Below are 14,335 nucleotides of genomic sequence, written 5' to 3'. Positions count from 1 at the left end.
CGCGGCCCGTTTTTCGTTTGCTCCAGCCACGCGCAACCCTCGTTTCTTAACCCTCGAAAGCGGGCCTTTAACAGGCCGTTAACCATAACGCGTTACTCGTGGTTAACCATAGCTTACACCCGATTGGCGAATCGGCCCTGCCGGGACGATAGCAATCGATGGGCGGGCCAGCGGCTCGCGAGGCAAATGCCGGTTTTGAGAAAGACCGGCCTGGAAAAAAGGAGCGAGTTTCTTGGCGAGCATCATGACAAACGCTGCGGCGTTGACTGCACTTCAAAGCCTCAACGCCACCAACAAATCGCTTGAGCAGACACAGTCCAGGATTTCGACGGGCTACAGGGTCTCCGAGGCTTCCGACAACGCTGCCTACTGGTCGATCGCCACCACGATGCGCTCGGACAATCAGGCGCTGTCGACGGTGCAAGATGCGCTCGGCCTGGGCGCTTCGAAAGTCGATACCGCCTACACCGGCATGAACAACGTCCTGACGACGATCGGCAACCTAAAGACCAAGCTGCTTTCGACCATCGGCCAGACGGATGCCAACAAGGCAAAAACGCAGACCGAAATCACCTCGCTTCAGGCGCAGATGAAGTCGTTTGCCGACGCGGCCACTTTCTCCGGCTCGAACTATCTGTCGGTGACGTCAACGCAGGTCGCTGCCGCCAACGATGGCGTCCAGGCCAACGCCAAGATCGTCTCGTCCTTCAACCGCTCCTCGTCGGGCGCCATCTCGCTCGGAACGATCGACATCGATGTCGAGAGCACCAAGTTGTTCGACAACGGGCTTTCCACCGACGTCAAGAACCAGGGCATTATCGACCGCAAAACCTCGGTCTACGCCACGGCCGCGGCCCAGAACCTTTACGACACCGCCTATGCGGCTGCGATCGCCGGCGGCGGCACGGACATCGCCGCCAACACCGCTGGCCAGACGGCGGCGGGGGCGGTCGCCAAGATCGACAACGTCTCCGCCTTCAATCTCGACATCACGGCGCCGGGCGTGACCGACGACATCATCACGCAGATGGTCAACAAGATCGACAAGGTCATGAGCCAGTTGACCGACTCCGCCACCATCCTCGGCGCCGCCAAGAGCTCCATCGACCTGCAGAAGACCTTCACGCAGAGCCTGATGGACTCCATCGACCGCGGTGTCGGCCAGCTCGTCGATGCCGACATGAACAAGGAATCGACCCGCCTGCAGGCGCTGCAGGTGCAGCAGCAGCTCGGCATCCAGTCGCTGTCGATCGCCAACAGCTCGTCGCAGTCGATCCTGTCCCTGTTCAAGAACGGCTAATCCAGCCGTAACTGACAGATACCTACACGCAATTCATGGGCCGCGCCGCAAGCGCGGCCCGATTTCATTTTCGCACAAGCTTCGAGGGCTAGTGTTCCGGCGGACAATCATGCTGGGAGTCGCTCTATCGTGCCGGAACAGATCCAGAGCATCATCTCGAACCTCCGCGGTTTTGGTGTAAAGCGCCTCGCCATGCTGGCGGGCATCGCCGTTCTGGTGATGGGCGTCATCGGCATCGCCTCGGTTTACCTCAACCGCCCGGCCTACGACACGCTCTATGTCGGCCTTGATCGCTCCGACGTGAACCAGATCGGCCTGGTGCTGGGCGAGGCCGGCATCGGCTTCGACGTCGGCTCCGACGGAACCTCGGTGCTGGTGCCGGCCGGCACCACGGCACAGGCACGCATGCTGCTTGCCGAAAAGGGCCTGCCGACCAGCGCCAATGCCGGCTACGAACTGTTCGACAATGTCGGCGCGATGGGCCTGACCTCGTTCATGCAGCAGATCACCCGCGTGCGCGCGTTGGAAGGCGAGATCGCCCGCACCATACAGTCGATCTCAGGTATCAAGGCGGCGCGCGTCCACATCGTCATGTCCGAGCGCGCCAATTTCCGCCGCGACGAACAGCAGCCCTCGGCATCGGTCGTCATCCGCTATGCCGGCATCGACGCCGAGAAAAGTGCCCAGTCGATCCGCCATCTCGTCGCCGCCGCCGTCCCCGGCCTGTCGGCCGACAAGGTGACGGTGCTCGACTCCAACGGCAATCTGCTGGCCGCCGGCGATGATCCCTCCAACACCAGCGCCGCCCGCACGCTCGGCGTCGAGCAGACTGTCGAGGCGCAGATCGGCGACAACATCCGCCGCGCGCTCACCGCCTATCTCGGGCCAGACAATTTCCGCGCCAGCGTCAAGGCCGACGTCAACACCGACACCCGCCAGACCGAAGAGACGATCTTCGATCCGGAGTCGCGCGTCGAACGCTCGGTGCAGTCGGTGCGCGCCAATGAAAACAGCAACCAGAAGCAGGCTTCGACCCCGGCCAGCGTCGAGCAGAACCTGCCCGAGACCCAGGCGACCAGCACCGACGGTCCGCAGACTTCTTCGGCGAACGACCGCAAGGAAGAGATCACCAATTACGAGATCAACTCCAAGAAGATCGCCACTGTTTCCAACGGCTACACCGTCACCAAGATGTCGATCGCCGTCGTCGTCAACCAGGATCGGCTGAAGGCGATCCTGGGCAAGGACGCGACCCCCGAGCAGATCGCCAAGCGCGTCGCCGAGATCCAGAAGATGGTAACCTCTGCCACGGGCTTCGACGACAAGCGTGGTGACGTTATCGACGTCTCGGCGGTCGAATTCATCGACGGGCTGGATGGCGAGGCGATCCCGCAGGCCGGAATGCTGGATTCCGTCGGCCAGCACGCCGGCACGCTGATCAACGCCGGCGCTTTCATCGTCGTGGTGTTCCTGGTGGCTTTCTTCGGCCTGCGGCCGATGGCGGCGGCGCTGACGGCAAAGGCGACGCCCGCCTTGTCGGGTCCCAATTTCGATGAAGTCCAGCGTTCGCTGCCGACACCGGAGGCAGCCACTTCCGCCGATGCCGGTGCCGCCATGGGCGCCTTGCCCGGCTCGCGGCCCGGCGCCAATGCGCTCGACGATCTTCGCCAGAAGATCAGGCCAGCGCCACAGGAGCGGCTTGCCCGCATGGTCGACCTCAATGAGGAGCGCACCGCGCAGATCCTGCGCAAATGGGCGGCCCAGGAAGTCGCGGCGTAAACCATGGCCTCCGCAGCCCTTTTCGATCTTCTCCCTGATTTCGGTACACGCGCGCCGCGCGTCAGCCAGCCTCAGGCCACGTCCGAACACAGACCGGAAGCATCCGCACCGAAGGCCGATATCGGCACGCTGATCGCCGAGGCGGTTGCCCAGGCCGAGGCAACGCTGGCGGAACGGCTTGTCGCTGCCCATGACGCGGCCTTGGAAGCGGAGCGCCAGGCGAATGCCGAGGAAGCAAGGGTTTTCTTCGAAAGCTTCGGCGGTGATATCGGCAAGGCGGTCTCGCTGCGCATCGACGCCATGGAGACGCGGGTGACGGACCTCGTCGCCGCCACGGTCGCTCGCATCATCGGCGGCGTTGTCAGCGACGACCTGCAGAAGCGCTCGCTCGAGGCGCTTGCCGACGCGGTTCGCGAAGCCGTCGGCGATGGCGAAGCGGTGCGCATCGCGGTGCGCGGACCGCTGTCGATGTTCGAACCGCTGAAGGCATCGCTTGGGCCACGCATAGCAAATCTCGACTTCATCGAGGCGCCGGGTTTCGACCTGACGGTGACCATTGACGAGGCCGTGTTCGAAACACGCATGGCCGAATGGGCTGTAACCCTTTCCGAGGTCTTGTCATGAGTGTCGCCGAGGCCGATCATGGCAGGCACGAGATCATCATCGTGCGGCGGGCCCATGACGACCACGACGAAGCCCATCATGGCGGCGTCTGGAAGATTGCCTTCGCCGACTTCATGACCGCCATGATGTGCTTCTTCCTGGTCATGTGGCTGATCAATGCCGCCAACGAACAGACCAAGGCGGCCGTCGCCAGCTACTTCAACCCCGTCAAGCTGGTCGACCGCAATTCAAGTCGCAAGGGGCTGGAAGATCTGGGCGATGGGCCAAGCGCCATTGGCTCGACGGCCGACAAACCGCAACAGACGAAAGCCAAACCCGGCCAGGCTGGTAGTGGTGAAGCGGGCTCATCCGACGCCAAGAAAGACAAGCAAGAATCGCAACAAACCGACGATCACCTCTTCGCCGACCCTTACGCCGTGCTCTCCGAAATCGCCACCGACACCGGCGTCATGCAGAATGTCAGCCAGAAGGGCGATGGCGGCGCGCAGAGTGCTGGTCCGGCGACGGGCGCCTCGGGCGGCGCGTCCTACCGCGATCCCTTCGAGCCCGATTTCTGGTCGCAGCAGGTCGCTACGCCCGCCGCCGAGGCGAGTGCGCAGCGCCCCAAGATCGAGGGCGACCCGCTCAAATCAGGCGACAAGGCCGCGGAAACACAGGTCGCCAAGGTCAAGGCCGCGCCGCCGGCGCCGCCGGTCAAGGACGCACCGCTCGAGCCCCTGGCCGCGGATGGCAAGGACGCCGCAGCAGCGATGGCCAAAGTGGGCGATACGAAGGCCGATGAAACCAAGGCCGGCGAAACCAAAGCCAGCAGTGCCAAGGCCGGTGATGTCAAGGCTGGAGACGGCAAGGCCGTGGCCGCAGCCAAGGCGGAAGCCGCAGCCGCCGCCCAAGAGACGACCGCGCCTGAAGCCGGGCAAAAGCCGCCGACCGCCGCTGCCGTGAAGGCGGCGGCCGACGTCAAGCGGCAGCTGGCCGATGCCTTCAAGCCCGGCGACAAGCTGCATGACGGCGTCTCGGTCGAAGCCACCGACAAGGGGGTCGTCATTTCGGTCACCGATCAGCTCGACTTCGGCATGTTCGAAGTCGGATCGGCGGTGCCGAGCCGCGAACTGGTGCTGGCGATGGAAAAGATCGGCCGCATCATCAACAGCCAGAAGGGCACCATCACTATCAACGGCCACACCGATGCCCGCCCCTTCCGCAGCGCCAGCTACGACAATTGGCGGCTGTCGACGGCGCGCGCGCATTCCGCCTACTACATGCTCGTGCGCGGCGGCGTCGACGAACGCCGCATCACCGAAGTCGCCGGCTTTGCCGACCGCCAGCCTAAGGATCCGGCCGATCCCCTGTCGGCGGCCAACCGCCGCATCGAGATCCTGATGGCGAACGGCGGATGAAGCGGGCGACCGTCACCAGCCGGCTGATGGGCCTGTTGCTGCTGGCAGCCGGCTATCCGTCGGCCGGCTTTGCTCAGGATACGCTGCAGCCTTACCAGCTGGTGCGCTCGCTGCAGCTCGTCCAGGATCGCATCGCCGCCGGCGATCACGCCGCGATGCCGATGCAGGCCAAGCTGCTCGAGATGACCGATACGCGCCTGCGCGAGGCCGATGCGGAGGACTTCAAGGACCCCAAGAATTTTCGCGCGCTGCTGGTCTACGGTATGAGCGGCGGCAATCCGGTGACCGTCGAGGCGGCGGTCTCTCGTGCCGAGTCGGTTGATGCCCAAGATCTCTCGATTGCCAAGGGCGTCATAGACTATCTGGTTGGCCGACCCGCCGGCGCTATTGAAGTCTTGAAGCCAATCGACCCTATGACGCTGCCCAGCGATCTCGGCGCCTTTCTTGCCCTGGTCAAAGGATCACTGATGGCGACGGACGACCCGGCGGCGGCGCTCACGCTGCTCGACGAGGCCAAGCTGCTCAGCCCTGGCACGCTGGTCGAGGAGTCGGCACTGCGGCGCTCGGTCGGCATTGCCGCAGCGCAAGGCGACGGGGCAAGGTTCGCGCTTGCCTCCACCCAGTATGTCGAGCGCTACCTCTATTCGCCCTATGCCAGCCAGTTCGCTGATTCCTTCGTCTCCGGCGTCATCACGCTGCACATGTCGATCAGCCAGGACAAGCTGGCCGATATCACCGCGATGATGGATCCCGAGCGCGAGAAGGTGATCTATCTGCGCATCGCCCGCCGCGCCGCGATCGATGGCCTCAGCGAATTGTCCGCCTTTGCCTCGGCACGGGCAGAGCAGGGTCGCGACGGCAACACCAATCAGGGCGATCCGCGCGCCCTGCTCTATTCCAGCCTGTCGACTGTGACTTCGGACACGACCGAGGATGTGCGCGCCAAGCTCGGCAAGATCGACCGCAGCAAGCTGTCGGACGGCGACCGCGCCCTGCTCGATGCCGCCCAGGCGATCGCTGGCGAAATGGTGGCGCCGCCTGCCTCCGCTCCAGCCGCGACCACGGCGTCTGCAGCCGCTGGACCGCAGCCCAAACCTGAAGTCGCCGCCGTGCAGGCCGCCGACGAAGCCGGATTGCCGCCTGTCGAGGGTGCCGTCTCTGAACAGCCCGCCGCCCCGCCATCCGGCGGACCAGTGGTCGCTGCGCCAAACGCGCCGGCGCCTTCAGCCGATGCGGCAACGGTCCTGCCGGCATCGGCGCCGGCAAATTCTGCCGGTCCCGACACGACCGATCAGACCGACGCCGCCATGATGAAAACCCGTCGACAGCTAGACCTGATCGACCAGCTGCTTGGAGCCGCCCCGAAATGACCCCCAGCCTCGGCCCGGCCCTGCCAGGATTTACCGCCGCGCGCACGGCGGAGCAGCCGGCCGCGCCCGGCAAGAAGGATGATGCCGGTTTCGGCAGGATGGTGCATGGCGGCGCAAGCCAGGCGGAAAAACAGCCGACGGCCGAGGCCGGGACGCGCGACCCGCGCTGGAGCAAACTGGCCGCCGACCTTGCGGCACAGACAGGCGAGGACGAACCGATGCCGGCCGGCAAGGGGAGGACCACGCCGACCGGATTGACGGCCGCGAAATCCGCAAAAGACGGCAAGGCTGTCGAGGCGGACAAGGACGCCGATACCGAAACGCCGGCGACCGACGCCGGCGCGACGCCGCTTGACGACCATCTGCCTCTGCTGATGGCGTTTCATGATTTGCGCCATTTCTCGACGTCGGCCAAGTCGGCCGACGCAAGCGAGGACGGACAGCAACCGGCGCTCGGTGGGCAGATCCTGCCAAAGGCCTATCGGGCGACATCCGCCGCCGGGCATGACGACCTCGAACCGATGCCAAAGCCAGAGCGGGCGTCGCTCGTCGACGGACCGCTGACGAAGCTCGAGTCCGTCCGCGATGCCGGCGCTGGCGCGCTGCGGCGTGACAATGCAATCGCGGCCGGCCCGCTGCCCGAGACGGCAACCGCCGAGGTGCCGGGCGCTGAGCCGAAGCAGGCGGCGCCGCAGCTGAAGTCCGTCGCCGACGTCCAGTCCTCGTTGCGGTCGGAGCCGGGAAAACAGCCCTCGGCGCAGACGCGCGTCGACGTGGTTTCCGAGCGCAGCTTCCCTGCCCCGCCGCAGGCGCCGATGAGTCAGGCGGCGCTCAACGTAATCAACGCCGTAGCGGCCGATGTTGGCACGAAGCAGTCATTTTCGACAGCCTCCGCGACCACCCAGCTGGCCAGTTCTGTTGCAGTTCCGACACATGTGTTGAAGATCGAACTTCACCCGGCCGAACTGGGCATGGTCACGGCACACCTTCGCCTCTCCGGAGAACAACTCTCGATTGAACTGAAGCCTGAAACACACGATGCCTACCGCCGGCTTTCCAGTGATAGCGAGGCAATCGTCAAGTCGCTGCGCGGGCTGGGTTTCGAGGTTGATAAGGTCACCATCATGCAACCGTCAGTGGCCGTTCCGGCTACAACCCGGGCCGATGCAACCGCCTCGCTCACCACCGCGCCTGGCCGCGACCAGTCCTCGTTCCAGCCCGGAAACTCCGGCGGCGGCAACAGCGGAGCCGGCGGCCAGCAACCGGGCCAGCAGTCCGCAAGGGGGAACCATGATGACGCGCAAGCACTCGGCCGCGCCGCTTCGCCATCTCGCGAGCGCGCTGGCGGCGATATGTTTATCTAGCCTCGCGAACGCCGCCCTCGCCGCCACCAATCCTTGCGAGCCCGAGATCCTGCGCGCCGCCGACCGCTACGGCGTGCCCGCCGGTATCCTCTATGCCGTCGGCCTGACCGAGACCGGAAAGAAAGGGAGCCTTCAACCTAACGCATTGAATATAGAAGGAAAAGCGGTCTTCCCAAGAAGCCGGGCCGAAGCGCTTGCCACCTTCGCTAGTGCGCAGCGCGAGGGCAAGACGCTGATCGATCTCGGCTGCATGCAGATTAACCACCACTACCACGCATCGCATTTCCGCAGCGTCGAGGACATGCTCGATCCGCGCCAGAACGTCGACTACGCGGCGCGTTTCCTGGCCAGTCTCCATGCCCGCCACGAAACCTGGTCGATGGCTGTCGCCCGCTATCATGCCGGTCCCGACAACGACCCGGCGCAGAAGGTCTATGTCTGCCGGGTGATCGCCAACATGGTTGCCACCGGTTTCGGCAAATGGACAACCAACGCCCGCACCTTCTGCAACCCGTAAGCGTATTTTCTGCTTCTAATACGCCCATCGCGCTGCTCTGGGTTGCCGTTTTAACTTTCTCAGAACTTCCCATCGCAAGCATATCTGGCTGCACGCTAATGCAACCGGTGCGATTCCAGACTCCCAAGAAACTAGTTACAAGAAATGACGGTTGTTCAGGTTTCCCGCCAGCGGTTACGCCTTTCCCCACGGGGCAGATGTGCTGATTCGGAAGGCGGGGCCGATGATCGTGATCGTTGACGAGCGAGAGCTCGTAACTGAGGGATACAATTCACTTTTTGATCGCGAGGGTGTTGCCTGCGCAGGCTTCGCGCCAGGCGAATTCGGCGAGTGGGTGAACTCGGCCGCCGACACCGATCTGCGTTCGGTGCGGGCCTTCCTGATCGGCGACTGCCGCGAAGGCGCCATCTCTCCACGCCAGATCCGCGACCGCACCGGCGCTCCGGTCATTGCGCTCAGCGAGCAGCATTCGCTGGAAAACACGCTGCGGTTGTTCGAGAGCGGCGTCGACGACGTCATCCGCAAGCCCGTCCATATCAGAGAGATCCTGGCCCGTATCGCCGCCATCCGTCGTCGTGCCCATGAGGATGTCGCCTACACCGAGATCGGCGCCATGCGCATCTTCATGGACGGCCGCGACCCCGAGATCGACGGCCAGCCGCTGCCCTTGCCGCGCCGCGAACGCCGCATCCTCGAATATCTGGCGAGCAACCGCGGCCGCCGCGTCACCAAGACCCAGGTCTTCAACGCCATCTACGGCATCTTCGACGAAGAGGTCGAGGAGAACGTGGTGGAAAGCCACATCAGCAAATTGCGCAAGAAACTGCGCGAGAAGCTGGGCACCGACCCGATCGATTCCAAGCGCTTCCTCGGCTACCGGCTCGTGTTCTGATGCCGCGCCGCGCCAGCTTCGCGCAAGACAGGACGCGTAGCCTCAAAGCCAGTGGCATGGACATAGCGGAGACGTTTCGATGAGCCTCTACGGAATGATGCGGACCGGCGTTTCCGGCATGAACGCACAGGCCAATCGCCTGTCGACGACAGCCGACAACATCGCCAATTCCGATACCACCGGCTACAAGCGCTCCTCCGCCGAATTTTCGACGCTGATCATGCCGTCGACGGGCGGCGCCTATAATTCCGGCGGCGTCACCACGACGATCCGGCAGGCGGTCAGCGATCCGGGCGTGCTTCAGTACACGACCTCGGTTTCAGATCTTGCCGTCAGCGGCGATGGCTTCTTCGTTGTCCAGGATCCGAGCGGCACACCATTCCTGACCCGCGCCGGCGCCTTCGTCCCCGATGCGCAGGGCCGGCTGGTCAACGCTGCCGGCTTCCAGCTGATGGCCTACAGCTACGCCAATGGCACCCCGGCTGCGACGGTGAACGGCTTCGAAGGCCTGGAGCCGGTCGTCATCTCCGACCAGGGACTGACCGCAACCCCGAGCACCACAGGTAGTTTCAGCGGCAATCTGCCGGCAGGTGCGACACCGGTCGTCGCCGCCAACCTGCCCGGCGCCAACGCTGCCACCGCGCAGTACACCTCGAAATCGTCGATGGTCGCCTATGACAACCTCGGCAACAAGAAGCTGCTCGACGTCTATTTCACCAACACCGGCACCGGCACCTGGCAGGTGGCGGTTTTCGATCAGTCGAAGGCGACGCCTGGAACATCGTTCCCCTACACCGGCGGCGCGCTCGGCACGGCCAACCTGACCTTCGACACCACGACCGGCAAGCTTACCGGCACCCCTACCGACGTTTCATTCACGGTGCCGGGTGGCGCCAGCCTCGACCTCGACCTGTCGACACTGACCCAGCTCGGCACCGGCTTCACCGTTAGCGACGCCCAGGTCAACGGCAACGCGCCGAGCACCATCGACAAGGTGCAGATCAGCAAGGACGGCACCATCTACGCCCAGTACAAGGACGGCTCGACCAAGCCGCTCTACAAGATTCCGCTGGCCGACGTGCAGAGCCCCGACCAGCTCAAGGCCCTGCCCGGCAATGTCTACGCGCAAGGCACCGATTCCGGTGCGATCCGCGTCGGCTTTGCCAATGAGGGCAAGCTCGGCTCGATCATCTCCGGCGCGCTGGAAAATTCCAACGTCGATATCGCCGAGGAATTGACCGACATGATCGCGGCGCAGCGCAGCTACACCGCCAATTCGAAAGTCTTCCAGACCGGTTCCGACCTGATGGACGTCCTTGTCAACCTGAAGAGATAAAACCGGGCGTGGCCCGTGAAAGACCAGCATGTCGTTATCTTCCGCATTGAGCATCGCCCAATCGGCGCTTATGAGTACCGCGCGCCAGACCAGCGTTGTCACACGCAACGTCTCAGACGCCTCCAACCCGGACTATACGCGCCGCATCGCCGTCGTCACCAGCACGGCGCCCGGCGCGCGTTCGGTTGATATCCAGCGCGTAACCAACGACCTGCTCTTCCGGCAGAATCTCGGCGCCCTGTCGGCATATAGCGGCCAGAACGCGCTCTACAGCGGCATGGATCAGCTGGACGTGTCGGTCAACGGCGTCGACAACGCCTCCTCGCCCTCGACCGCCATCGCCAATCTGCAGCAGCAGCTGCAGCTCTACGCCACCTCGCCGTCCAATCAGAATCTCGGCTCCAGCGTCATCGATGCGGCCAGGCAGGTCGTGCGCTCCCTGAATGAAGGCTCGCAGGCCATTCAGGATTTCCGCACCCAGACCGACGGCCAGATCGACACGGCGGTCAAAGACCTCAACTCCCTGCTCAGCCAGTTCCAGGACGCCAACCAGGCGGTCATTTCCGGATCCCGTTCCGGCACCGATGTTTCCGATGCGCTCGACCAGCGCGACGCGCTGCTGAAGAAGATCGCGGACTATGTTCCGGTCTCGACCTTCACGCGTGGCGACAACGACATGGTCATCACCACGGGTGACGGCACCACGCTGTTCGAGACGATACCGCGCACGGTGAGCTTCACGCCATCGGCCGGCTATGCCGCCGGAAGCCCCGGCAACACCGTCTATATCGATAACGTTCCGGTCTCGGCGGGAAGCGGCGGCAACACCAGCGCCAGCGGCAAGCTTGCCGGCCTGCTGCAGTTGCGCGACGGCGTCGCCTCGACAATGCAGAGCCAGCTCGACGAAACCGCGCGCGGCCTGATCACGGCCTTTGCCGAGACCGCGCCCGCCATGCCCAACGCCGCCGGCCTGTTCACCTGGTCCGGCGCACCGGCAGTGCCGGCCGCGGGCACGCTGGTCAATGGCCTGGCCGGCACGATCAGCATCAATGCGGCGATGGATCCGAGCGCTGGCGGCAATCCGACATTGCTGCGCGACGGCGGCGCCAATGGCGCTGCCTATGTCGCCAACACCACTGGCGGGGCTTCCTATTCCAACCTTCTGGTCGCCTATGGCGACCGGCTCGACCAGCCGATGACGTTCGACCCTGCCGCCGGGATTTCGGCAACATCCAGCGTTTCCGACTACGCCGCCAACTCGATCGGCTGGCTCCAGGGCATGCGCCAGCAGGCTTCGACCGCCGCCGACGCGAAGGAAGCGCTGGCACAGCGCAGCTCCGAGGCGCTGTCCAATGCGACCGGCGTCAATGTCGACCAGGAAATGTCGCTGATGCTCGACCTCGAGCACACCTATCAGGCATCGGCCCGCATGATGAAGACCGTCGACGACATGATGACGGCGCTGTTGAACGCGGTGGGATAATCCATGACCTCAGTCTCCTCGGCCGCCCTCTCCAATGCCCTGCGCTATCAACAGATGCGCATGCAGGCCGATCTCGTCAAAGCAACGAAGGAATCCTCGACCGGTCAGGTCGCCGATGTCGGCCTGGCACTGGGCGGGCGCACCGCCCAGGCCGTCACCTTCTCGCGTGACCTCGACCGGCTGAACGTGATTGTCGATTCCAACGGGCTGGTCGCCGCAAGGCTGTCGTCGACGCAGACCTCGCTCGGCCAGCTCTCCGGCGTGGCGCAGACCTTCCTGTCCAGCCTGACGACCGCGTCGTCGGGCGACAATTCCGACACGCTGACCCAGTCGACCGGCCAGACGACGATCCAGCAGCTTGCCTCGATCCTCAACACCAGCGTCAACGGCGAATATTTGTTCGCCGGCACCAACACCGACGTCAAGCCGATCAACGATTTCACCGCCGCCGGCTCACCGGCCAAGGCCGCCTTCGACGCCTCTTTCGTCGCCAAGTTCGGCTTCACGCCCAGCGATCCGGCCGCAGCAAACATCACCGCCGCCCAGATGGACGATTTCATCACCAACGATGTCACGCCGCAGTTCCTCGGCGCCGGCTGGCAGACCAACATGTCGAACGCCACCGATCAGCAGATCGTCAGCCGCATCGCGCTCAACGAGACCACCGAGACCTCGACCAGCGCCAACAGCGACGGCATCAAGAAGCTCGCAATGGCCGCCGCGATGGTCTCCAGCCTGATGTCCACCAACATCAGCCAGGCGGCGAAGGACAGCATCGTCAGCCACTCGCAGACACTGGTCGGCGAGGCGCTGAGCGGCATCGCCCAGGTCCAGTCGGAGACCGGCATCGTGCAGAAGCGCGTCTCCGATGCCAGCGACCGCATGAAGACGCAGATCGACCTGTTCGAACGCCATATCCTCGATCTCGAAGCTGTCGACCCGGCCACGGCCGCCACCAAGGTCGCGGACCTGACGCAGCACATCGAGACATCCTTCGCTCTGACAGCGCGCCTGCAGCAGCTCAGCCTGTTGAATTACCTGACCTGATAACTCCTACGGAACGGTAGAGCCAACGATGTACCAATTCTCCTACGCCGACGTTCAGAGCACCTCCGTCTCGGACGCCAAGGACCGTGAGCGCGAGCTTCTGACTCGCTCGATCGACATGCTGTCGGCGGCAGCGTTGGCCGGCCAGGATTCGATGGAGGCGGTGGAGGCGCTGAATTTCACCAACCGCGTCTGGACCGTCTTCGTCGAGGATCTCGGCTCCAGCGACAATGCGCTTCCCAAGGAATTGCGCGCCAACCTGATTTCCATCGGCCTGTGGCTGCTGCGCGAGGCGGAGGACATCCGCCAAGGCCGCACCAACAATTTCGAAGGGCTGATCGAAGTGTCCCAGATCATCCGCGACGGCATTCAATGACCAACACGCTGAAGATATCGCTGAAGCCCAACGAGAAGATCTACATCAACGGCGCCGTCATCCGTGTCGACCGCAAGGTCACCATTGAACTGATGAACGACGTACAGTTCCTGCTCGAAAGCCATGTGCTCCAGGCCGACGACGCATCGACGCCGCTGAGGCAGCTCTATTTCATCGTGCAGGTCATGCTGATCAACCCGGCCGGCGCTGATGAGGCGCGCGAGATGTTCCGCCGCTCGCTGCCGCTGCTCATCGCAAGCTTCGAGGACGCTGATATCTGCGGCGCGCTGAAACAGATCGACCGCATGGTCGGCGAGGACCATATCTACGAGGCATTGAAGGCGATCCGTTCGCTCTATCCTCTCGAACGCCGCGCGCTTGGCGGCAATGACGATGTTCCGGGCGCCGCGCGCCCGCTGGCCGTGGGAGCACGCTACTAATGACCGTGGACATGACGACGACGATACCGGTTGGCGCCAATTCGACGACCACGTCGACCTCGAAGACAGCGGTCGACTACCAGTCCTTCCTGAAGCTTCTGATCGCCGAGATGAAGAACCAGGATCCGACCAAGCCGATGGATTCGACCCAGTACGTCGCCCAGCTCGCCACCTTCTCGCAGGTCGAGCAATCGGTGCAGACCAACACCAAGCTCGACCAGATCATGCAGTCCTCGGCGCTGTCGCAGGCCGACGCTCTCATAGGCCGCAACATCACCTCGGCCGACGGCAAGACCACCGGCACGGTGGCCTCGGTGACGCTTGGCAGCAACGGACTGATCGCAGTGCTGCAGGATGGCACCACGGTTCCCGTCGGCGCGGGCGTGTCGATCAAGCCGGCGAGCTAGGCC

The 14,335-nt window shown here is 64.1% G+C and carries 14 protein-coding genes; all 14 read left to right on the top strand.

What is annotated here, in order from left to right; genetic code table 11:
• Window positions 1–232 precede the first annotated feature (232 nt).
• The 14 genes from AC56QX_RS12235 to flgD all read left to right on the top strand — a co-directional run bounded on the left by AC56QX_RS12235 (window position 233) and on the right by flgD (window position 14,332).
• On the top strand, window positions 233–1,300 hold the full coding sequence (locus AC56QX_RS12235; RefSeq protein WP_497116171.1) for a flagellin N-terminal helical domain-containing protein: 1,068 nt from the start codon (window positions 233–235) through the stop codon (window positions 1,298–1,300).
• Window positions 1,301–1,429: 129 nt separating this feature from the next.
• Window positions 1,430–3,079, top strand: coding sequence for a flagellar basal-body MS-ring/collar protein FliF (gene fliF / locus AC56QX_RS12230; protein WP_497116169.1), 1,650 nt, complete (start codon window positions 1,430–1,432; stop codon window positions 3,077–3,079).
• 3 nt (window positions 3,080–3,082) lie between these two features.
• Window positions 3,083–3,703 carry a hypothetical protein gene (locus AC56QX_RS12225; protein ID WP_497116167.1) on the top strand — a complete coding sequence of 207 codons (621 nt, stop codon included), beginning with the start codon at window positions 3,083–3,085 and terminating at the stop codon, window positions 3,701–3,703.
• On the top strand, window positions 3,700–5,100 hold the full coding sequence (locus AC56QX_RS12220; protein WP_497116165.1) for a MotB family protein: 1,401 nt from the start codon (window positions 3,700–3,702) through the stop codon (window positions 5,098–5,100). The genes AC56QX_RS12225 and AC56QX_RS12220 overlap by 4 nt, the downstream gene beginning before the upstream one ends.
• Entirely contained in the window at window positions 5,097–6,470 is a 1,374-nt protein-coding gene (locus tag AC56QX_RS12215; RefSeq protein WP_497116163.1) for a MotC family chemotaxis protein, read from the top strand. The genes AC56QX_RS12220 and AC56QX_RS12215 overlap by 4 nt, the downstream gene beginning before the upstream one ends.
• Window positions 6,467–7,834: a flagellar hook-length control protein FliK gene (gene fliK / locus AC56QX_RS12210; RefSeq protein ID WP_497116161.1), complete on the top strand. Its 1,368-nt coding sequence runs from the start codon at window positions 6,467–6,469 to the stop codon at window positions 7,832–7,834. Before AC56QX_RS12215 ends, fliK begins: the two co-directional genes overlap by 4 nt.
• Window positions 7,764–8,351, top strand: coding sequence for a transglycosylase SLT domain-containing protein (locus AC56QX_RS12205; RefSeq protein ID WP_497117736.1), 588 nt, complete (start codon window positions 7,764–7,766; stop codon window positions 8,349–8,351). Before fliK ends, AC56QX_RS12205 begins: the two co-directional genes overlap by 71 nt.
• Before the next feature lie 223 nt (window positions 8,352–8,574).
• Window positions 8,575–9,243 (top strand): response regulator transcription factor, encoded by a 669-nt coding sequence (locus AC56QX_RS12200; protein ID WP_497116160.1) that lies wholly within the window; start codon window positions 8,575–8,577, stop codon window positions 9,241–9,243.
• Window positions 9,244–9,322: 79 nt separating this feature from the next.
• Window positions 9,323–10,579, top strand: a complete 1,257-nt coding sequence (locus tag AC56QX_RS12195; RefSeq protein ID WP_477441942.1) for a flagellar hook protein FlgE — start codon at window positions 9,323–9,325, stop codon at window positions 10,577–10,579.
• 28 nt (window positions 10,580–10,607) lie between these two features.
• Window positions 10,608–12,062, top strand: a complete 1,455-nt coding sequence (gene flgK, locus AC56QX_RS12190; protein ID WP_497116159.1) for a flagellar hook-associated protein FlgK — start codon at window positions 10,608–10,610, stop codon at window positions 12,060–12,062.
• 3 nt (window positions 12,063–12,065) lie between these two features.
• Window positions 12,066–13,109 carry a flagellar hook-associated family protein gene (locus AC56QX_RS12185; RefSeq protein WP_497116158.1) on the top strand — a complete coding sequence of 348 codons (1,044 nt, stop codon included), beginning with the start codon at window positions 12,066–12,068 and terminating at the stop codon, window positions 13,107–13,109.
• Window positions 13,110–13,137: 28 nt separating this feature from the next.
• A complete protein-coding gene (gene flaF / locus AC56QX_RS12180) occupies window positions 13,138–13,485 on the top strand; it encodes a flagellar biosynthesis regulator FlaF (RefSeq protein ID WP_497116157.1) in 348 nt (115 codons plus the stop codon).
• On the top strand, window positions 13,482–13,925 hold the full coding sequence (flbT, locus tag AC56QX_RS12175; RefSeq protein ID WP_497116156.1) for a flagellar biosynthesis repressor FlbT: 444 nt from the start codon (window positions 13,482–13,484) through the stop codon (window positions 13,923–13,925). The genes flaF and flbT overlap by 4 nt, the downstream gene beginning before the upstream one ends.
• Window positions 13,925–14,332 (top strand): flagellar hook assembly protein FlgD, encoded by a 408-nt coding sequence (gene flgD, locus AC56QX_RS12170; protein ID WP_497116155.1) that lies wholly within the window; start codon window positions 13,925–13,927, stop codon window positions 14,330–14,332. Before flbT ends, flgD begins: the two co-directional genes overlap by 1 nt.
• The last annotated feature ends 3 nt before the right edge of the window (window positions 14,333–14,335 follow it).

This window comes from Mesorhizobium sp. RCAM 06353, assembly GCF_059683585.1.
The sequence above is the reverse complement of the archived record's forward strand: the minus strand, read 5'-3'. Positions and strand labels throughout refer to the sequence as shown.